The 19,988-nt window shown below is 53.3% G+C and carries 16 protein-coding genes; 13 read left to right on the forward strand and 3 right to left on the reverse strand.

Annotated features, from left to right (window positions below):
* Positions 1 to 127 precede the first annotated feature (127 nt).
* The 3 genes from pmrB to eptA are packed head-to-tail and all read right to left on the reverse strand — an operon-like array spanning position 128 to position 3,491.
* Positions 128 to 1,186: a two-component system sensor histidine kinase PmrB gene (gene pmrB / locus IAI47_RS08255; protein ID WP_008925381.1), complete on the reverse strand. Its 1,059-nt coding sequence runs from the start codon at positions 1,184 to 1,186 to the stop codon at positions 128 to 130.
* Complete coding sequence (pmrA, locus tag IAI47_RS08260) at positions 1,183 to 1,863, reverse strand: two-component system response regulator PmrA (protein WP_008925380.1); 681 nt, start codon at positions 1,861 to 1,863, stop codon at positions 1,183 to 1,185. Before pmrA ends, pmrB begins: the two co-directional genes overlap by 4 nt.
* On the reverse strand, positions 1,863 to 3,491 hold the full coding sequence (gene eptA / locus IAI47_RS08265) for a phosphoethanolamine transferase EptA (RefSeq protein ID WP_008925379.1): 1,629 nt from the start codon (positions 3,489 to 3,491) through the stop codon (positions 1,863 to 1,865). The genes pmrA and eptA overlap by 1 nt, the downstream gene beginning before the upstream one ends.
* Positions 3,492 to 3,944: 453 nt before the next feature.
* On the opposite strand from eptA, the gene otsB reads away from it, so the two are divergent.
* The 13 genes from otsB (at position 3,945) to IAI47_RS08330 (ending at position 19,984) form a co-directional block, all read left to right on the forward strand.
* Complete coding sequence (gene otsB, locus IAI47_RS08270; protein ID WP_003849131.1) at positions 3,945 to 4,733, forward strand: trehalose-phosphatase; 789 nt, start codon at positions 3,945 to 3,947, stop codon at positions 4,731 to 4,733.
* A complete protein-coding gene (gene otsA / locus IAI47_RS08275; protein WP_003849133.1) occupies positions 4,730 to 6,166 on the forward strand; it encodes an alpha,alpha-trehalose-phosphate synthase in 1,437 nt (478 codons plus the stop codon). Before otsB ends, otsA begins: the two co-directional genes overlap by 4 nt.
* 1,042 nt (positions 6,167 to 7,208) lie before the next feature.
* Positions 7,209 to 7,562: a flagellar transcriptional regulator FlhD gene (gene flhD, locus IAI47_RS08280; RefSeq protein ID WP_003849135.1), complete on the forward strand. Its 354-nt coding sequence runs from the start codon at positions 7,209 to 7,211 to the stop codon at positions 7,560 to 7,562.
* Entirely contained in the window at positions 7,559 to 8,137 is a 579-nt protein-coding gene (gene flhC / locus IAI47_RS08285; RefSeq protein ID WP_008925378.1) for a flagellar transcriptional regulator FlhC, read from the forward strand. The genes flhD and flhC overlap by 4 nt, the downstream gene beginning before the upstream one ends.
* Before the next feature lie 132 nt (positions 8,138 to 8,269).
* Positions 8,270 to 9,157, forward strand: a complete 888-nt coding sequence (motA, locus tag IAI47_RS08290; protein WP_003849139.1) for a flagellar motor stator protein MotA — start codon at positions 8,270 to 8,272, stop codon at positions 9,155 to 9,157.
* Complete coding sequence (gene motB / locus IAI47_RS08295; RefSeq protein ID WP_008925377.1) at positions 9,154 to 10,095, forward strand: flagellar motor protein MotB; 942 nt, start codon at positions 9,154 to 9,156, stop codon at positions 10,093 to 10,095. The genes motA and motB overlap by 4 nt, the downstream gene beginning before the upstream one ends.
* Positions 10,096 to 10,106: 11 nt before the next feature.
* Positions 10,107 to 12,089, forward strand: coding sequence for a chemotaxis protein CheA (cheA, locus tag IAI47_RS08300; RefSeq protein WP_187961278.1), 1,983 nt, complete (start codon positions 10,107 to 10,109; stop codon positions 12,087 to 12,089).
* Positions 12,090 to 12,112: 23 nt separating this feature from the next.
* Positions 12,113 to 12,610: a chemotaxis protein CheW gene (cheW, locus tag IAI47_RS08305; protein ID WP_003849145.1), complete on the forward strand. Its 498-nt coding sequence runs from the start codon at positions 12,113 to 12,115 to the stop codon at positions 12,608 to 12,610.
* Between the two features lie 160 nt (positions 12,611 to 12,770).
* Positions 12,771 to 14,444, forward strand: coding sequence for a methyl-accepting chemotaxis protein (locus IAI47_RS08310; protein ID WP_008925375.1), 1,674 nt, complete (start codon positions 12,771 to 12,773; stop codon positions 14,442 to 14,444).
* Positions 14,445 to 14,637: 193 nt separating this feature from the next.
* Complete coding sequence (locus IAI47_RS08315) at positions 14,638 to 16,200, forward strand: methyl-accepting chemotaxis protein (protein ID WP_008925374.1); 1,563 nt, start codon at positions 14,638 to 14,640, stop codon at positions 16,198 to 16,200.
* Between the two features lie 105 nt (positions 16,201 to 16,305).
* Positions 16,306 to 17,982 carry a methyl-accepting chemotaxis protein gene (locus IAI47_RS08320; protein WP_008925373.1) on the forward strand — a complete coding sequence of 559 codons (1,677 nt, stop codon included), beginning with the start codon at positions 16,306 to 16,308 and terminating at the stop codon, positions 17,980 to 17,982.
* 80 nt (positions 17,983 to 18,062) lie between these two features.
* A complete protein-coding gene (gene cheR, locus IAI47_RS08325) occupies positions 18,063 to 18,935 on the forward strand; it encodes a protein-glutamate O-methyltransferase CheR (protein ID WP_003849153.1) in 873 nt (290 codons plus the stop codon).
* Positions 18,935 to 19,984: a chemotaxis response regulator protein-glutamate methylesterase gene (locus IAI47_RS08330; RefSeq protein ID WP_003849155.1), complete on the forward strand. Its 1,050-nt coding sequence runs from the start codon at positions 18,935 to 18,937 to the stop codon at positions 19,982 to 19,984. The genes cheR and IAI47_RS08330 overlap by 1 nt, the downstream gene beginning before the upstream one ends.
* The last annotated feature ends 4 nt before the right edge of the window (positions 19,985 to 19,988 follow it).

Here is a 19,988-nt window from a genome sequence, read left to right on the forward strand (position 1 = left end):
AGGATAATATTATGAAAACTGTACCTGTCTCTCTTCCTGTTACTGCTTCACATCCGATGAGTGAATATGCTGCATTGCTGATTGCCGCAGCCACCGTTGTTCTTTTCCTGTCAGCCTGGTTTACTGCTTAAAATTTAACGACGGCCCGACACCCGCTTCGGTCGCGACGATTCCCCAGGAAAAACTGAAACCGGTGTAGCTGGACGATACGGCTGACAATGCTCAGCCCAAGTCCGATACCGCCGTAACGACTGTCCATGCGGATAAATGCCTTACTCAGCTCGCCACTTTTACTCTCATCGATACCGGGTCCCTCATCTTCCACCACCAACATCAGGTCGGGAGCAGAGAGCAGCTGCACACTGATCGTGCTGTTATCAGGGCTGTAGCGATGAGCATTCTCTACCAGATTACGCAACAACATCTTCAGCAGCGTGGCATCACCGCGCACAAACTGCTCCTGCGGCAAATCAAGCAACAGCGTCTGCTGATGCGCCTCCAGCATGATACTCAGCTCCGCCTCCATCGGCAGGATCACATCTTCGATCAGCCCGACGTTCTGATAGGTACCAGAGGTAAACGACTGCCCGGCACGCGCCAGATTCAGCAACTGCGACACGCTGTGTGTCATTTGATCCAGGCGCTGCACCAGCGGCTGAACTTTGACATCGCTATTACGCTCAATTAATTCCAGATGCAGACGTAATCCCGCCAGCGGCGTACGCAACTCATGCGCCACATCAGCAGTGAACAGCCGCTCGCGCTCGAGGCTGCTGTTCAGACGCGCGACCAGCTGATTGATCGCCTGGGTCACGGCATCGATCTCATGGACCTGACTGTAACAGGCGACAGGCTCGAGATTTTCTTCGCTGCGACTCTCCAGTTCACGCTGTAACTGATAAAGCGGCCGGGTAATCCATTTTACCGCCTGATAGCAAAGCAACAGCGTCAGAGTAATCATGACCAGACTAGGCACCGCCAGGCTGGCTACCGCTTCATGAATTTCACGTTTAACGTGACTGTCCATGTTACGTTTCTGCAACTGCGCTTCCACCAGAAACTGAATCTGCTCTTTACTCTCATGCCATAACCAGATCACGCTGATGATCTGAAAGACCAGCAGAATCAGGCCGATAGCCAGAATGAGGCGAAAGCGCATACTACGGTGATCGAAACCTCTTATCATGTTGCCTCACGAACGCCATCCTGCGTTACCAGCGCATAACCGAAGCCACGCACGGTGCGAATCGCGCTTTTACCAATTTTGTCACGCAGATTATGGATATGTACTTCCAGCGTATTAGTAGAAGGCTCGGTCTCCCAGTTGTAAATATCCTGGTAGAGAATTTCACGGTGCACCGGATTTCCAGCCTTGAGCATCAGCCGTGACAGAATCGCAAACTCTTTAGGTGTCAGATCCAGCAGCACGTCATTAAGCATAATCTGGCGATGGGTCATATCCAGTGCCAGCGCACCCACTCTGACATGACTGTCGCCCTGATTAACATGGCGGCGGATCAATGCGCGGATACGCGCCAGCAGCTCATCCAGCGAAAACGGTTTAATCAGATAGTCGTCAGCACCCGCGTCGAGTCCGGCAATCCGCTCGTTGATGGTGTCGCGCGCGGTCAGAATCAGCACGGGTGTCATCTTCTTCTGGCGACGCAGTCGTATCAGAAAATGCAGGCCATCTTCGTCCGGCAGGCCAAGGTCCAGCACCACCAGACTATAGAGGCCGCTGGCGAAGTGCGCTTCAGCGTCCCGCACGCGCGTCACGCCATCACAGACATAGCCTTCACCTTCCAGCGCCAGTATCAGACCCTGCAACAGCAGAGCATCATCTTCAACAATCAGTATCTTCATTAAGGTTGGCTCCGACACGACGTCAAAATATCATCCGCTGGCACATATTCGTGAGTCGCGGTGCCGGTTAATCCCAGCATGGTTGAAAACAGATTATCCTGTGAAAATTCGTCTGTCGCCGCCAGTTTATTCAGGCAACCGCGATTAACGGCATAGCGTTTCTGATAATCATCGGAAAGCCAGATCAGAAGCGGCACATGTTTCTGGGTGTCCGGTGCAATAGCATAGGGCAGGCCATGCAGGTAAGCCCCATTTTCACCCAGCGATTCGCCATGGTCTGACAGATAGACCAGGCTGGTGGTGAAGCGATCCTGATGCGCACGCAGTACATTAATGGCTTTATCGACAATATGATCCACATTGACCAGCGTATTGTCATAAGTATTGATCAGCTGTTGCTGCGAACAGTCCTGTATCTGATTGGTATCACAGGTCGGTTCAAACTGACGGAACTGCGGCGGATAGCGATGGCTGTAAGTCGGACCATGACTGCCAATGGTGTGCAGCACGATCACCGCATTGCCTTTTAACTGACTGATGTATTCATCCAGACCGTGGAACAGCACGTCGTCATAACACTCACCCTCAATGCACATGCCAGGCAGGTTCAGGCTGGTCATATCCTGATGTGGAACACGATCGCAGGCACCTTTACAGCCGCCATCGTTCTCATTCCACAACACGCTGATCCCGGCACGCTGAATGACATCGAGCAATCCTTCCTGGTGCGCGGCCAGCACATCATCATAATGTGCGCGCGGCATATTAGAGAACATGCAGGGCACGGAAACCGCCGTAGCGGTGCCGCACGAGGTGGTGTGCGGGAAATAGATCACATCATCTTTCGCCAGTAAGGGATTGGTCAGACGGCCATAACCGCCCAGCGAGAAGTTTTGCGCGCGTGAGGTTTCACCCAGCACCAGAATCGTCAGATTCGGCTTGCCGCTGCTGCGGCTGGGCTGCAGGTGGGCATCTTCACCGATACGAATCAGCGGCGCGTTCTGCAGCTGCTCGTGTTTATACCAGGAGAGCGTCGCCGCAATGCTGTTAGAAGGACTAAGCGCTTTAACCAGCTCGCGGTTGTTGCGAAATAGCGAGGCGTAATCTTTATAGAAGAGCAGGGCGACCAGCACGATCAGTGCGGCTGAGAGCAGCACGCTGAGCAGTCGCGCCAGCACGCCGCGCCACCGCTGCTTTTTGATTCGCGGCCAGAACACCAGCAACGCCATCAGCACCCCTGAGCTAAGCAGGGTCACGAGCAGCTTTGGCGTGATCAGCGCAAAAGATTCCGAAGCCGTGGTGTCCATCATGTTGGTGATCATCGAGCGATCGACCACGATGTTATAGGTCTGAATAAAATATTGTGCCGACGCGGAGAGCAGAATAAACAGCACGGCCAGCAGGCGATCCAGCCAGATAAACGAGGCCAGTGTAATCACGATATTAATGACGCTAAAGGCGACCAGCGGCATTGATAAAAACACCAGCGTGGTATGCAGGTCGTTCAGCGGCATTATCGTCAGCACCTGACGGTAATAGGCAATATTAAGGAAAATCGCGATGTAAACCGCAGCCAGAATCAACAACGTAAGGCGGCTGATTAGCGGCCTTTTAAGGGTTAACGCCATGTGAGCAGGAACCAAAGTAATAAAAGTGTCACGAGAATGCACTTTCAATATTAGGAATACCTTAAGAAACTTAAGGTTTGAATCTGGCTGGCTGGTGAGGCAGCGATACAACAACGGCCGCAGCGAACAGTGGATCGGCGAAGGCCCGTAAAGCTAAAAAAAACAGATGTGCAGTGCGCTGTTATGCTGTCTTAACCGCAGCGGCTGGCATGAAAACTGCATATTTCTGGCATAACCCCTGTTAATGACTACACTTAATGTGAAGATGTTCTCAGTTAGCCAGTATTGTCAGCAATGCGCTTGCAAGTTTGAGGAGTGTGACCTATTCAATCACCGCGTTTTATCCCTCAATCACCGTTTTATCAGAATTTCCCGCTTGCTGACCTGACTGCGTCAGGACATTCTTGTTTTAACTCAATGTTTTATTAAAATTCGATTTTCAGGAGAAGTAACGTGACTCAAGCGGCAGATACCCATGCCAGGTACCCGACATTAAGCAGCGGGCAATACGCCTTCTTTTTTGATGTCGACGGCACGCTGGCAGCGATACAGTCCCGTCCCGAAGCGGTATTTATTCCTGAGCAGGTCATTGCGCAACTGCAGCGACTGTCTGCACTCTCACAGGGTGCACTTGCGCTGGTTTCTGGCAGACCCATAGAACAACTTGATGCGCTGGCCGCGCCTCTGCACGGCCCGGCCGCGGGTGTGCATGGTGCTGAACGCCGTGATGCCGAGGGTAATCTGCATCGCATCAGCCTGCCCGCTGAGGTTGAGCAACCGCTCAGAACCGAACTGCAGGCGGCCATGGCCGCGTGGCCAGGCACTCAACTGGAGATCAAAGGCATGGCCTTTGCGCTTCATTATCGTCAGGCGATGCAGCATGAGCAGGATGTCATGCGACTGGCCGAACAGTCAGTAAAGCGTTTCCCGGGACTGGCGCTTCAGCCGGGAAAATGTGTGGTAGAAATCAAACCAGCAGGTATCGATAAAGGCGCCGCAATAGGCGACTTTATGCAGCAGTCCCCTTTTGCCGGACGTACGCCGGTCTTTATTGGCGACGATCTCACTGATGAGAAGGGCTTTCTGGCCGTCAACGAACGACAGGGCGTTTCTGTCAAAGTCGGCGAAGGGTTCAGCCAGGCCGATTATCGGCTAAGTGATGTCGATGCGGTTTACGGCTGGCTGGAAAAAACATTATTACTATTAGAGCAAGACAACGTCGGTAAGGAGTTTAGGTTATGAGTCGTTTAGTGGTTGTTTCTAACCGTGTCGCCATGCCAGATGGGTCTAAAACCAGTGCTGGCGGCCTGGCCGTAGGCATTCTCGATGCTCTGAAAAGCACCGGTGGAATGTGGTTTGGCTGGAACGGTGAAATCAGCGAGTTCACTGGCGAGGAGGTAGAGGACGTCAAGGTTCAGGAACATGAAGGTATCGAATATGCCTCGTTCCCGCTGAGCCAAAACGATTACGATCTCTATTATTGTCAGTTCTCCAATACAGTGATCTGGCCTGCCTTCCATTATCGCCTCGACCTGGTGCAGTTCCAGCGTGAAGCGTGGGAAGGGTATTGCGACGTCAATGATTCGGTGGCGCAGCGTTTAAAACCGCTGATCAAGCCTGATGATATTGTCTGGATCCACGATTATCACTTTTTACCGTTTGCCGCCGCACTGCGTCGCGCAGGCATCAATAACCGCATCGGTTTCTTCCTGCATATTCCGTTCCCGACGCCTGAAATCTTTAACGCGCTGCCACCACACAAAGAGCTGCTGGAAATGCTGTGTGAGTATGACCTGCTGGGCTTCCAGACCGAATCCGATCGGGTGGCATTCCTTGACAGCGTCAGCCAGCTCACGCAGTTACAGAATAAGGGCGACAAAAAGCATCGTGCCTTTGGCAACACCTTTATGACGGAGGTGTATCCGATCGGGATTGAGCCAGACAGCATTAAAGAGATGGCCGAAGGACCGCTGCCGCCGAAAATGGCTGCCATGAAGAAAGAGCTTGGCGATGCGCGCAACATCATTGCCTGCGAACGTCTCGACTATTCCAAAGGTCTTCCGGAGCGTTTCCTGGCTTATGAAGCGCTGCTGGAAAACTTCCCGGAGCATCGCGGCAAGATCCGCTATTCGCAGATCGCCCCAACTTCGCGTGGCGATGTGCAGGCGTACCAGGATATCCGTCATCAGCTGGAGACCGAAGCAGGGCGCATCAACGGTAAGTACGGAACGCTGGGCTGGACCCCGCTCTACTATCTTAACCAGCATTTCGACCGTCGCCTGCTGATGAAGATCTTCCGCCTCACCGATGTCGGTCTGGTGACGCCGCTGCGTGATGGGATGAACCTGGTGGCCAAAGAGTATGTTGCTGCGCAGGACCCGGACGATCCAGGCGTACTGGTGCTGTCGCGCTTTGCCGGGGCAGCAAATGAGCTGACCTCAGCGCTGATAGTCAATCCTTATGACCGTGATGAAGTGGCCGCCGCACTGGACAAGGCGATTACCATGCCGCGTACCGAAAGGATTTCACGCTACAACGACATGATGGCGGTATTGCGTAAGAATGATATTACCGCATGGCGTGAAAGCTTCCTGAAAGACCTGGAACGCATCGACCCACGTAGCGTTGACCATAACACGGCCAACAAGGTTGCAACCTTCCCAAAACTGGCTTGATCTGAGTCCAGGTTAAGATGATAAAAGCAGTGATACCTGAGTCAGGGTTTCGCTGCTTTTTTTTGGTACCGCTCACAGAAAAGCCGCTCCGCATCTGTTATGGACCCTATGTGGTAAGCATGCGATAGTGCCTGCCGAGAGTACGCAGAGTGGCGCGATTCCTGCAATCTCCGCAATTCCTGCAACGCCCACCATGTCCCAAACCCCTTCAGCACGGCCCCTGCCGCTTTATTTACCTTCTTTACTCAAGTTTTCCGGCAGGCTGCCGATAGTGTTAGTGCCAACCTATAACTCCTCGTTAATTCATTCGACATTCTTATGTAACCCCTTGTTACATCGGATATCTCAGCCCGGACACATCTCTGCAACTGTTAACACCCGTTGTCAGAAAATTCGCGTACTGCCGTATAAACCTTAACGGTTTCATTACTTACCTGCTGCGATACTCCCGTTAAGTAACTAATTTAACAGCAATTACGCGCATCGCCTGCCAGCACAATCTTCTGATAACGCGTGTTTGGCTGGTTCTAAATAGGGTGTTAAAACGATTAACACCCCATATTCATTCCTGACTGCTCAAAGCGTCGAATAGCGATGATTTTACCCCCTATTAAACCTTTCTCAGGACCAATTGGACTTAAAATTGCTCTTTTTTGAGCGAAAAATGACCAGTCGGTAAGAGATCGTAAAGGGTTGCTGAAGAAATTTGCCTTAAAAGTGTGACCTGCGTCACACTTTATCTAAAATTACGCGTCACTGTCGTTGTATGTCGAAATCAGACGATATAGATTTGCCTTGTTTTCGGATTAGTCCTAAAAAACGTAAGAAGATGTCACGGAAGATGTCCAGAACTCGAAAATAGAATGGCATGGATTTTCGACCTTCGGTGGGTCTGAAACCCACAAAAAACAGAAGGCGAAAACGGTGACATTAATTATATGTGAAGTTTTTTTTGCCATCTTTTGATTTAACAAACAGCAGCTCGAACCGCAGAGTTTTCTCTGCGATACAGTTACGTCGCATCTCTCAGGATGGAAAAATAATGGGCACCTCTGAAGTACTGAAACATATTTACGATCTCAACTTGTCTTATTTACTGCTGGCACAGCGCTTAATTAACCAGGATAAAGCCTCAGCGATGTTTCGCCTCGGCATTGACGAAAAAATGGCGAACGCATTATCTGAATTAACATTGCCTGAAATGGTAAAAATGGCAGAAACCAATCAACTGGTTTGTCAGTTTCGTTTTACCGACAGCAGCAGCATTAGTCGGCTGACGCAGGAATCTCGCGTGGATGATTTACAACAAATCCATACAGGAATTTTATTATCCAGCCGTTTACTGCGTAATGCGTCTAAAGATGATGCGCCAGCTAAAAAGAGAGCAATGTCATGAGTGAGAAAAGTATTGTTCAGGAAGCACGTGATATTCAGCTCGCAATGGAGTTGATCACACTGGGTGCACGCTTACAGATGTTAGAGAGTGAAACCCAGCTCAGTCGTGGTCGTCTGATCAAGCTCTATAAAGAATTACGTGGCAGTCCGCCACCGAAAGGCATGCTGCCGTTCTCCACGGACTGGTTTATGACGTGGGAGCAGAACATCCATGCTTCGATGTTCTGTAATGCCTGGAAGTTTTTACTGAAAACTGGCCTGTGCAGCGGCGTAGATGCCGTGATTAAAGCTTACCGCCTGTATCTTGAACAGTGTCCTCAATCGGACGAGGGCCCTCTGTTGGCGCTGACTCGTGCCTGGACCCTGGTCCGATTTGTTGATAGCGGTATGCTGGAACTGGCGGATTGTAAGAGCTGCAGCGGCAGCTTTATTAACCATGCGCATCAGCCGGTTGGCAGCTTTACCTGCAGCCTGTGCCAGCCGCCATCACGTGCCGTAAAAAGACGTAAACTTTCTGCAGAACCTGCCGATATGTTTCCACAACTGCTGGATGAACAGGTTAAACACGCCGTTTAAATTTGTTCGCATTGTGGAAGCCATCCAGCAGCGGTTAATACCGCTGCTTTTTTTTTGCTTGCGGTTCAGGAATAGCACCTGCAGCTCTCTGGCTTAACTTCCACCAACACGTTACGGACGTAAGGATTTTTTGTGCTGATAATTATAGGTTACCTGATTGTTTTAGGCTCCGTGTTGGGCGGATATGCGCTGGTAGGTGGCCATCTGGGCGCGCTTTATCAGCCTGCTGAATTATTAATGATCGGCGGTGCCGGTGCGGGTGCTTTTTTAGTCGGCAACAATGGCAAGTCGATTAAAAAAACGCTGAAAGCGCTGCCTAAATTATTTCGCGGCTCCAAATACAATAAAGCCGTTTACATGGATTTAATGGCGCTGCTTTATCGCCTGATGGCGAAGTCGCGCCAGCAGGGGATGCTGTCGCTGGAACGGGATATTGAAGATCCGAGCCAGAGTGAAATTTTTGCTAATTATCCTCGTATTCTTGCCGATAAACAGTTAGTCGATTTTATCACTGACTATTTACGTCTGATGGTGAGCGGCAACATGAACGCCTTTGAAATCGAAGCGTTGATGGATGAAGAGATAGAGACCTACGAACATGAGTGTGACGTACCAGCGCAAAGTATTGCTGCAGTAGGTGATGGTCTTCCTGCATTCGGTATCGTCGCAGCAGTAATGGGCGTGGTTCACGCACTGGCTTCTGCTGACCGTCCGGCCGCTGAGCTGGGTGCGCTGGTAGCGCATGCGATGGTGGGGACTTTCCTTGGCATTTTGCTGGCGTACGGGTTTGTCTCCCCGCTGTCGTCAGTATTGCGCCAGAAGTGTGCGGAAACCACCAAGATGATGCAGTGCATTAAAGTGACATTGCTGTCGAGCCTGAATGGTTATGCGCCGCAAATCGCGGTGGAGTTTGGTCGCAAGACGCTTTATTCCGCCGAGCGCCCATCGTTCAGCGAACTGGAAGAGCACGTGCGTAACGCCAAGAACCCGGCTAAACAGACGTCAGACGAGGCTTCATGAAACACGGCAATCGCCCAATTGTGCTGATCAAAAAGCGCAAACATAAAGGCCATGAAGGCAGCCACGGATCGTGGAAGATTGCCTACGCCGACTTTATGACGGCGATGATGGCCTTTTTTATGGTGATGTGGCTGCTCTCTATCGCCAACCCGCAGGAGCTGGTGCAGATTGCAGACTACTTTAAAACACCCCTTAAAATTGCGATTACCGGTGGTCAACGCAGCAGCGACAGTACCAGTCCAATCCCTGGCGGCGGTGACGATCCGACCAAAAAGATTGGCGAAGTTAATAAAGTTGTCGATATGGATGCCCAGAAACGCAAGCTGGATGAGATTCGTCTCAACCGTTTACGTGAAAAGCTCGACCAGCTGATCGAAGCGGATCCGCGCCTTAAAACGCTGCGCCCGCATCTGATCATCAACATGGTGGAAGAGGGGCTGCGTATTCAGATTATCGACAGTCAGAATCGCCCGATGTTTAAAACCGGTCGGGCCGAGGTGGAGCCTTATATGCGCGATATCCTGCGTGCAATAGCGCCCATCCTTAATGACATTCCGAACCGCATCAGCCTGGCCGGACATACCGACGATTTTCAGTATGCCAGCGGTGATAAAGGCTACAGCAACTGGGAACTGTCGGCTGACCGTGCGAACGCCTCACGCCGTGAACTGGTTATTGGCGGTCTGGACAGTGGCAAGATTTTACGGGTGTTAGGCATGGCCGACACCATGAGCCTGAAAAATCGTGGCGGGAATGATGCAGTGAACCGCCGCATTAGCCTGCTGGTGTTGAACCACGACACCGAAGCGGCAATTGAAAAAGAGAACGCAGAAAGTGATGCCGTCCAGATCAGCGATCCGGCGGCGATTGAACAGATTACCGCACCTGCAACACCAGGCAGCGCGGTGAATACAGCAGCCCCCTCACAGCCGAGGTGATTCCCGTGAGTATGGACATCAGCGATTTTTACCAGACGTTTTTTGATGAAGCCGATGAGCTATTAGCGGATATGGAACAACACCTGTTGGGTCTGGACCCACAGGAGCCAGATTCGGAACAGCTTAACGCCATCTTCCGTGCCGCTCACTCCATAAAGGGTGGGGCCGGAACCTTTGGTTTTACGGTATTGCAGGAAACGACTCATATCCTGGAAAACATTCTGGATGGTGCTCGTCGCGGCGAGATGCAGCTCAGCACCGACATCATCAACCTGTTTTTGGAAACCAAAGATATTATGCAGGAACAGCTCGATGCTTATAAAACCGCGCAGGAGCCTAACGCGGAGAGCTTCAAATATATCTGTGAAGCGCTGCGCCAGCTGGCGTTAGAGGCCAAAGGTCTGCCGGTTGAAGCACCGGCCAGTGTTGCCACTGTCAGCGCAGAGCCCGCCAGCACCAGCGGCCTGCGTGTACAGCTGATCGATCTCAAAGAGAAAGAGGTCGATTTGATGCTGGAAGAGATGAGTAATCTGGGCACGCTGACCAATGTGCAGAAGGGCAGCAACATGCTGGACGTCTGCATTGATGGCGTCGGTAAAGATGACATCGTGGCGGTGCTCTGTTTCGTCATTGACGAAGCGCAAATTCGCTTCCCGGCCGCTGATGACGCGGTTGCTGCACCGGTTGCCGTCGCGGCCCCCGCCGCACCTGTGGTGGAAGAGGTTCACACCGCGACCGTCACCGAACTGCCTGTGGCAGCGGCGAAGCGTGAAACTAAGCGCGCTGCGGCGCCGGCTAAATCAAGCGAATCCACCAGCATCCGCGTAGCCGTGGAGAAAGTCGATCAGCTGATCAACCTGGTGGGCGAACTGGTGATTACCCAGTCAATGCTCGCCCAGCGTTCCGGCGAACTCGATCCGGTGGCGCACGGCGACCTGCTGAACAGCATGGGTCAGCTGGAGCGTAACGCCCGTGATCTGCAGGAATCGGTGATGTCGATTCGTATGATGCCAATGGAATATGTCTTCAGCCGCTTCCCGCGTCTGGTGCGTGACCTGGCAAGCAAACTTGGCAAAGAGGTCGAACTGACATTGCTGGGCAGTTCAACCGAACTCGATAAGAGCCTGATTGAACGCATCATTGATCCATTAACACACCTGGTGCGTAACAGTCTTGACCACGGTATCGAAACGCCAGAGAAACGCCTTGTCGCCGGTAAAGTGGCAACCGGTAACCTGACGCTTTCAGCGGAACATCAGGGTGGCAATATCTGCATCGAAGTCTCTGATGATGGTGCCGGTCTGAACCGTGAACGTATTCTTGCAAAAGCGCTGTCATCAGGCCTGCCCGTTCATGAGAACATGAGCGACGAAGAGGTCGGCATGCTGATTTTCGCACCAGGCTTCTCTACAGCGGAGCAGGTGACGGATGTTTCAGGACGCGGCGTCGGTATGGACGTGGTGAAACGAAATATTCAGGAGATGGGCGGTCACGTTGAAATCGCCTCGAAGCAGGGCAAAGGCACGACCATTCGTATTCTGCTGCCGCTGACGCTGGCCATCCTTGATGGCATGTCCGTTCGCGTCGCCAATGAAGTCTTTATTCTGCCGCTGAATGCGGTGATGGAGTCGCTGCAACCGCGTGCCGAAGATCTCAAACCGATGGCCGGTGGCGAGTGCGTACTGGAAGTCCGTGGTGAATATCTGCCACTGGTTGAGTTGTGGAGCGTCTTTGATGTGCAGGATGCTAAAACCGAAGCCACTCAGGGCATCGTGGTGATCCTGCAAAGCGCGGGCAAACGCTATGCGCTGCTGGTCGATCAGCTGATTGGTCAACATCAGGTGGTGGTGAAGAACCTGGAAAGTAACTATCGCAAAGTGCCGGGCATCTCCGCTGCCACCATTCTTGGCGATGGTAGCGTAGCGCTGATTGTCGATGTTTCAGCACTGCAATCACTTAACCGTGAAAAACGTGTGGCTGGCGCTGCCGCCTGATTGATAACGAAAGGGTAAATAACATGAATGGAATGGCAACCGTGACAAAAATTGCTGGCGAAACTGTGGGTCAGGAGTTTCTGGTCTTCACGCTGGGCGACGAAGAATACGGCATCGATATCCTCAAAGTTCAGGAAATTCGCGGTTACGATCAGGTAACACGTATTGCGAATACCCCTGATTTTATCCGCGGAGTGACTAACCTGCGCGGTGTCATCGTGCCCATTATCGATCTGCGCGTGAAGTTTGCGCAGCCCGATGTTGAGTACAATGAAAACACTGTGGTTATCGTGCTGAATCTGGAAAATCGTGTGGTTGGTATTGTGGTTGACGGCGTTTCTGACGTGCTGTCGCTGACTCAGGACCAGATCCGACCTTCACCGGAGTTTGCGGTGACCATGTCGACCGAGTACATGACCGGTCTGGGTGCGCTGGGCGATCGCATGCTGATTCTGGTCGACATCGAAAAGCTGCTGAGCAGCGACGAGATGGCGCTGGTTGATAATCTGCGTAGCGCGTAATCGGGTTATCACGGGCTGGTTAACACTGGCCCGTGATAGTTGCATCGTGAACAAGCCTTTTAAAATCAAAGAATAAAGCGACTCCCCCTAATTTCCCGCCATCACCTGCCGATAATCCCTGCGTCACTTTTTTGATTACCTCCTTTTTTCAGGGTTACGCATGTTAACGAAAATCCGTGTTGTCACCAGTCTGTTGCTGGTATTACTGGTGTTTGGGCTGTTACAGGCCTTCTCCGGTTCCGTCTTTTACTCCGCATTAAGTCACGATAAGCAAAGTTTCGCTGTTTCTCAGCTGGCGATGCAAAATACGCAGGCGCTAAATGATGCCTATATGAGCCTTAACCAGAGCCGTGTATTACTGACACGCATTCAGCTCCGTCTCGCCACCAGTAAACTGGAAGGCAAAACAGCAGATGTTGCCACGCTGTTTACAGACAGTCAGCGCTTCCAGCAGGAGGCAGAGGGCTTCTATAAGACGTTCAAAGAAACGCCAGATACGCCAGGACAGGATCAACAACTTAACGACCAGCTTGATCAGCGATACGGCGACTATGCGGCCGCGCTTAACAGCCTGCAGAGCGCGCTGCAGGTCAATGATATGGTCGCGGCGGGCAAAGCCCCGGTTGCACCGAGCCAGAGTGCCTTTCTGACGTTGTACCGCGAGTGGCGAGCCGACCAGAGTCGGCTGACTACACTGGGCGTGGCAGAGAACAGCAGTGCTTATAGCCATATGATGTGGATCCTCGCTACCATTATGGCTGCCGTGGTGGCGGTGATCGTGCTGTGCTGGTTTGGCCTGCGCAAAATCGTGATGGCGCCACTGAACAGCAGCATTCATCACATTCAGCATATTGCCCGGGGCGATTTAACCCAGCCTATCGTGGTGGAAGGGCGCAATGAAATGACCCAGCTCGCGGCCAGCCTGCATGATATGCAGCAGTCGCTGGTGCGCACCGTAACCAATGTACGTGAAGGATCGGATGCGATTTTCACCGGCGCCAGCGAGATCTCTGCCGGGAATAATGATCTCTCCGCCCGCACGGAACAACAGGCGGCCTCACTTGAGCAGACGGCAGCCAGCATGGAGCAGCTCACCGCCACGGTAAAACAGAATGCTGAAAACGCCCGCCAGGCGTCACAGCTGGCACTCAGCGCCTCCGAAACCGCAGAGAAAGGCGGGAATGTTGTGGCTGGCGTGGTGAAAACCATGAGCGAAATCGCCGGCAGTTCGAAGAAAATTGCCGATATCACCAGCGTGATTGACGGGATTGCGTTCCAGACCAATATTCTGGCGCTTAATGCGGCCGTTGAAGCGGCGCGTGCCGGAGAACAGGGTCGCGGTTTTGCTGTGGTGGCGGGTGAAGTGCGCAGTCTGGCGCAGCGCAGCGCCCAGGCGGCAAAAGAGATCAAAGGATTGATCGATGACTCCGTGAGCCGGGTCAACGTCGGTTCGCAGCTGGTTGGCACCGCGGGCGAAACCATGAGCGATATTGTCAGTGCAGTCACACGTGTCACCGACATCATGGGGGAAATTGCCTCGGCGTCGGACGAGCAGAGTCGCGGCATCGATCAGGTCGGTCAGGCGGTTACCGAGATGGATCGCGTGACCCAGCAGAACGCCTCGCTGGTGGAGGAATCCGCTGCGGCGGCAGCCTCGCTGGAAGACCAGGCCAGCCGGTTAAGCCAGGCCGTGTCTGTGTTCAACATTACACGCGGCACCGTGCAGCAGACACTGACAAAGCATCTGCCGATTGCCGCGCCAGCCACGGTTGCGCAGATCCCCCGCAAAGCCCTGACGGCCCCCGTCAGTGATACCCACTGGGAAACCTTCTGATGTCCCGTTGCGCATCCTGAGGGATGCGCAACCCTCCCCGTTATTCCTCTGCTTAAAGCCAAACTCAGCAGCTCATGCTGATAAAAATAATTACAAAAGCCACTTCTCTCCTGAAAGCACCAAAAAGCGTTAATTAATCCTGAAGGGTCGCCGATATAGCCGCTGCACCTTAATCAACCTGCAGGGGAACAAGATGTTAAAAAAAATAAAAGTGGTAACCAGTTTAATCGCAGTACTGGTTATCTTTGGCGCGCTCCAGTTAGTCTCTGGCAGCCTTTTTTGGTCAGCACTTAATAAAGACAAAGCTTCCTTCGCGCTGTCTCAGGTCTCTAATCGTAATGTTACTGAGATGACAGATGCTTATATTTCTTTAAACAACAGCCGTACCACGCTGAACCGCGGCATGCTTCGGTTACAGACCAGCATGGCATCGCAGATGAACGGCGGTCAGCTTGATGAACTTATTTCCAAAGCCAATAACCAGTTAGCAGAGGCCGATCGTCACTTCAAAATCTATTACCATCTGCCTACCACAGCCGGTCTTGACGAGACGCTGGGGGACAAGCTTGAAGCTGATTACGCCAGTTATGAAAACGGCCTGAAAGCGATGGTAAAAAGTCTGCAGGCACGTGACCTGGAAGGGATGTTCAAACAGAACATCGAACAGAAGCAGGTGGCGATGCAGGAGAGTTACAATAAATGGCGTGCGCTGCAGACTGCACTTTCCGACAAGGGCATGGAGCAGAACCACAACGCGTACACCCAGATGATGTGGCTGCTGGCCATCATTGGCGTTGCGGTACTGGCGGTGATTATTATCTGCTGGTTTGGCCTGCGTCAGGTGCTGATTCAGCCCCTGCAACAGCTTCTGGCACAGATTCGTGCTATCGCCTCCGGTGATTTGACTCAGCCTATTGTGGTTGAGGGACGCAATGAGATGAGCCAGCTGGCCGCAGGCATCCATGAGATGCAACAGTCTCTGGTGATGACCGTGGGTAATGTCCGTGATGGCTCAGATGCCATCTTTACCGGTGCCAGCGAAATCGCCGCCGGTAACAACGACCTGTCGTCACGAACCGAAGAGCAGGCCGCCTCACTGGAACAAACTGCCGCCAGCATGGAGCAGTTGACCGCCACGGTGAAGCAGAATGCGGACAACGCCCGTCAGGCGTCGCAACTGGCGCTGACCGCCTCCGAAACCGCACAGCAGGGCGGAAAAGTGGTTAATGGCGTGGTCACCACGATGAAAGAGATTGCGGACAGCTCGAAGAAAATTGCTGACATCATCAGTGTGATTGACGGTATCGCCTTCCAGACTAATATCCTGGCGCTGAATGCCGCCGTTGAAGCCGCGCGGGCCGGTGAGCAGGGGCGTGGTTTTGCAGTGGTGGCGGGTGAAGTGCGCAGCCTGGCACAGCGCAGCGCCCAGGCCGCAAAAGAGATCAAAGGCCTGATTGAAGACTCCGTCTCTCGCGTTAACGATGGGTCACTGCAGGTTGAGAGCGCCGGCAGTACCATGAATGAGATTGTGGGTGCCGTGACCCGCGTTACCGACATCATGGGCGAAATCGCCTCAGCGTCTGATGAACAGAGCCGCGGTATTGAACAGGTCGGCGTGGCCGTCACTGAAATGGATCGCGTGACGCAGCAGAATGCTTCTCTGGTGGAAGAGTCTGCCGCCGCCGCCGCCGCTTTGGAGCAGCAAGCCAGCGTTCTGACCCAGGCAGTCTCCGTATTCAAAATTTCCCGCGCCTGATTTCCTGCTTTTCACCATGGCAGCGGCTTTAAGCTGCTGCCATGCATAAAGTTCCCCCTGACTCCGCCGATAAATAAACACGAATCGCCAACCAATGAGGTGTGTATGTTTAGTCGTGTACGAGTCGTTTCCGGCCTGCTGTGTGTGCTGGCGCTGTTTGCGCTGCTGCAGATTTTTTCCGGCGGAATGTTTTTCAAAACTGTCAGCTCAGATAAAGAGAATTTTGCTTATAACCAGCGTCTGAATACGTTGCAACAGGCGATGGGCACCTCATGGGTTTCGCTTGTTCAGGCGCGCAACACCCTTAACCGCGCCGGTATCCGTTTTTTGCAGGATGCACAGATGTCGGGGTCGGGAGCCAGCGTGAAAGATCTGGTCGCCCTGGCGGGCGAGGAACTGAAACAGGCCGAAGCCAGCTATCAGATTTTCAACGATAACCTGTCAGAAAAGGGCAAAACAGCTGAAAACGTCCTGACGTTACAGGCGAACTATAAGGCCTATCACGATGCCCTGGCAGAACTGATGGTCTTCTTCACGACCGGTAACTTCAAAGGTTTTGTCGATCAGCCTACGCAGAGTTTCCAGGACAAATTCCAGAAAGATTACACCGCCTGGCTTGAGCACAACAAAGAGCTGGCACAGGAGGGTGTAAAAACAAACCAGCAGGCTTACAGCCGCTCTATCACCATTGTTATTGCCACGCTGGCCGTGACATTGCTGATGATTGTTCTGGTGTGGAACGTGATGCGTTCAGCGCTGATCCGTCCATTGCGTCAGAGCATTGAGCACATCCAGCACATTGCACGTGGTGACCTGACCCAGCCGGTGGAGATTAACGTACGAAATGAAATCGGCGAATTGCTGACTTCACTGCAGCACATGCAGCAGGAGCTGGTGCGTACCGTTCGCACTGTCCGTGATGGCTCCGACGCCATCTATACCGGTGCCAGCGAAATTTCTATCGGCAATAACGATCTCTCTTCGCGAACGGAACAGCAGGCCGCCTCGCTGGAGCAGACTGCCGCCAGCATGGAGCAGCTGACCGCAACCGTGAAACAGAATGCTGAAAACGCCCGTCAGGCGTCGAAGCTGGCGCTGACTGCCTCAGAAACCGCGCAGCAGGGCGGCAAAGTGGTGGATGGTGTGGTCACCACGATGAAAGAGATTGCGGGCAGCTCTAAGAAGATTGCCGATATCACCAGCGTGATTGATGGCATCGCTTTCCAGACCAACATCCTGGCGCTGAATGCCGCGGTTGAAGCCGCGCGTGCCGGAGAACAGGGTCGCGGTTTTGCGGTAGTGGCGGGTGAAGTCCGCAGCCTGGCACAGCGTAGCGCCCAGGCCGCCAAAGAGATTAAAGGGCTGATTGAAGATTCCGTTAGCCGCGTTAATACCGGCTCAGTGCTGGTAGAGAGTGCCGGTGACACCATGAGCAACATCGTCAGCGCGGTTACCCGCGTCACTGACATCATGGGTGAGATCGCCTCCGCGTCAGACGAGCAGAGCCGTGGCATTGACCAGGTGGGCCTTGCGGTGACCGAGATGGATCGCGTTACACAGCAGAACGCCTCACTGGTTGAAGAGTCAGCCGCCGCCGCTGCAGCGCTCGAAGATCAGGCAAGTCACTTAAAACAAGCGGTGTCAGTGTTCAATATTGGTAAAGAATTTGTCGCTCAGGCCGTTAACAAGACAACGGCGATGAAAACTCTCCAGTTAGATGCACCGTTAGCCGTTGGTCGTTCGTCTGCGTCACGCAGCGACGACAACTGGGAAACCTTTTAAACGCCCGTGGTCCGGTCGCTGTTACAGCGCCGGGCATCGCAGCAGACAGTTAATGTATTAAGTTCGGGCCAGGTGCAGAGATGAAAAAATCGACGATTTTAGATCAAAATGAGACGACAACGCTGCTGTCGCAAATGGTGCAGCGTTTGCCGCTCTCCGATACGCATTTTCGCCGTATCAGCCAGCTGATCTATCAGCGTGCCGGCATCGTATTGGCCGACCACAAGCGTGAGATGGTTTACAACCGTCTGGTTCGTCGTCTGCGTACGCTGAATATCGACGATTTTGGTCGCTACCTGGCGCTGCTGGAGTCCGATCCAAACAGTGCCGAGTGGCAGGCTTTTATCAATGCGCTGACGACCAACCTGACCGCGTTCTTCCGCGAAGCGCATCACTTCCCGATTCTGGCGGAGCATGCACGTAAGCGACAGGGCAACTTCAGCGTCTGGAGTACCGCAGCGTCAACGGGTGAAGAGCCTTATTCGATCGCCATGACGCTGGCGGAAACGCTGGGCACAGGACCTGGCAAGTTCCAGGTTCATGCCAGCGATATCGATACTCAGGTACTGGAAAAGGCGGTGGCAGGGGTTTACCGCCAGGAAGAGCTGCGCACGCTGTCACCGGCGCAAATGCAGCGTTTCTTCCTGCGCGGAACCGGTCCGCATGCCGGTATGGTGCGGGCGCGTCCCGAGCTGACCAATATGGTCACTTACGCGCAGCTTAACCTGCTGGCGAATGACTGGGCGCTGCCGGGTCAGTTCGACGCTATTTTCTGTCGCAATGTGATGATCTATTTCGATAAAGAGACGCAGGAGAAGATTCTGCGTCGGTTTGTCCCACTGCTAAAACCGGGCGGCATCCTGTTCGCCGGACACTCAGAAAACTTCAGTCAGATCAGTAAAGAGTTCTGGCTGCGTGGGCAAACCGTCTATGGACTGACGAAGGAAAGATGATGAGCAAAATCACCGTGATGTGCGTAGATGACTCTGCGCTGATGCGGCAGTTGATGACAGAGATCATCAACAGCCATCCGGATATGGAGATGGTCGCTACGGCGCCCGATCCGCTGGTCGCCCGCGATTTGATCAAGCAGTTCAATCCGCAGGTGCTGACACTGGATGTGGAAATGCCGCGCATGGATGGCCTCGATTTCCTTGAAAAACTGATGCGGTTACGGCCAATGCCGGTGGTGATGGTTTCATCGCTGACCGGAAAAGGCTCCGAAATTACGCTGAGGGCGCTGGAGCTGGGCGCGGTGGATTTCGTGACCAAGCCGCAGCTCGGCATCCGTGAAGGGATGCTGGCGTACAGCCAGATGATTGGCGACAAAATTCGTGCGGCTTCCCGTGCGCGCCTGCATAACCGCACAGCGATGCCGGTGCCGGCGACACTGAAAGCGGGTCCGCTGCTGAGTAGTGAGAAGCTGATTGCGATTGGCTCCTCAACCGGCGGAACGGAGGCGATTCGCCATGTGCTGCAGCCCTTACCGGCAACCAGCCCGGCACTGCTGATTACCCAGCATATGCCGCCAGGGTTTACCCGCTCCTTTGCCGAGCGTCTGAACAAGCTGTGTCAGATCACGGTAAAAGAAGCCGAAGATGGTGAACGTATTTTGCCAGGCCACGCCTATATCGCCCCAGGCGCAATGCACATGGAGCTGGGCCGAAGTGGTGCCAACTATGTGGTGAAACTGAATGAAGGACCCCCGGTAAACCGGCACAAACCCTCTGTGGATGTGCTGTTCAAATCGGTGGCGATTAACGCCGGACGAAATGCGGTGGGGGTCATCCTCACCGGAATGGGCAACGATGGTGCGGCCGGGATGCTGGAAATGCACCGGGCAGGCGCCTGGACCATCGCCCAGAACGAAGCCAGCTGTGTGGTATTTGGCATGCCGCGTGAGGCTATTGCCACGGGCGGCGTGAGCGAAGTCGTAGATTTAAGCAACATCAGCCAGCACATGCTGGCGAAAATTAGCGCCGGACAGGCATTGCGTATTTAACAGG

The sequence above is a fragment of the Pantoea sp. MT58 genome, from assembly GCF_014495885.1.
Lineage (GTDB): Bacteria > Pseudomonadota > Gammaproteobacteria > Enterobacterales > Enterobacteriaceae > Pantoea > Pantoea eucalypti.

What these genes read in the sequence shown, in the direction of transcription:
- pmrB (WP_008925381.1), bottom strand. Translation starts at nt 1,186, where the DNA reads ATGATAAGAGGTTTCGATCACCGTAGTATGCGCTTTCGCCTCATTCTG.
- pmrA (WP_008925380.1), bottom strand. Translation starts at nt 1,863, where the DNA reads ATGAAGATACTGATTGTTGAAGATGATGCTCTGCTGTTGCAGGGTCTG.
- eptA (WP_008925379.1), bottom strand. Translation starts at nt 3,491, where the DNA reads ATGGCGTTAACCCTTAAAAGGCCGCTAATCAGCCGCCTTACGTTGTTG.
- otsA (WP_003849133.1), top strand. Translation starts at nt 4,730, where the DNA reads ATGAGTCGTTTAGTGGTTGTTTCTAACCGTGTCGCCATGCCAGATGGG.
- flhD (WP_003849135.1), top strand. Translation starts at nt 7,209, where the DNA reads ATGGGCACCTCTGAAGTACTGAAACATATTTACGATCTCAACTTGTCT.
- flhC (WP_008925378.1), top strand. Translation starts at nt 7,559, where the DNA reads ATGAGTGAGAAAAGTATTGTTCAGGAAGCACGTGATATTCAGCTCGCA.
- motB (WP_008925377.1), top strand. Translation starts at nt 9,154, where the DNA reads ATGAAACACGGCAATCGCCCAATTGTGCTGATCAAAAAGCGCAAACAT.
- cheA (WP_187961278.1), top strand. Translation starts at nt 10,107, where the DNA reads ATGGACATCAGCGATTTTTACCAGACGTTTTTTGATGAAGCCGATGAG.
- cheW (WP_003849145.1), top strand. Translation starts at nt 12,113, where the DNA reads ATGAATGGAATGGCAACCGTGACAAAAATTGCTGGCGAAACTGTGGGT.
- IAI47_RS08310 (WP_008925375.1), top strand. Translation starts at nt 12,771, where the DNA reads ATGTTAACGAAAATCCGTGTTGTCACCAGTCTGTTGCTGGTATTACTG.
- IAI47_RS08315 (WP_008925374.1), top strand. Translation starts at nt 14,638, where the DNA reads ATGTTAAAAAAAATAAAAGTGGTAACCAGTTTAATCGCAGTACTGGTT.
- IAI47_RS08320 (WP_008925373.1), top strand. Translation starts at nt 16,306, where the DNA reads ATGTTTAGTCGTGTACGAGTCGTTTCCGGCCTGCTGTGTGTGCTGGCG.
- cheR (WP_003849153.1), top strand. Translation starts at nt 18,063, where the DNA reads ATGAAAAAATCGACGATTTTAGATCAAAATGAGACGACAACGCTGCTG.
- IAI47_RS08330 (WP_003849155.1), top strand. Translation starts at nt 18,935, where the DNA reads ATGAGCAAAATCACCGTGATGTGCGTAGATGACTCTGCGCTGATGCGG.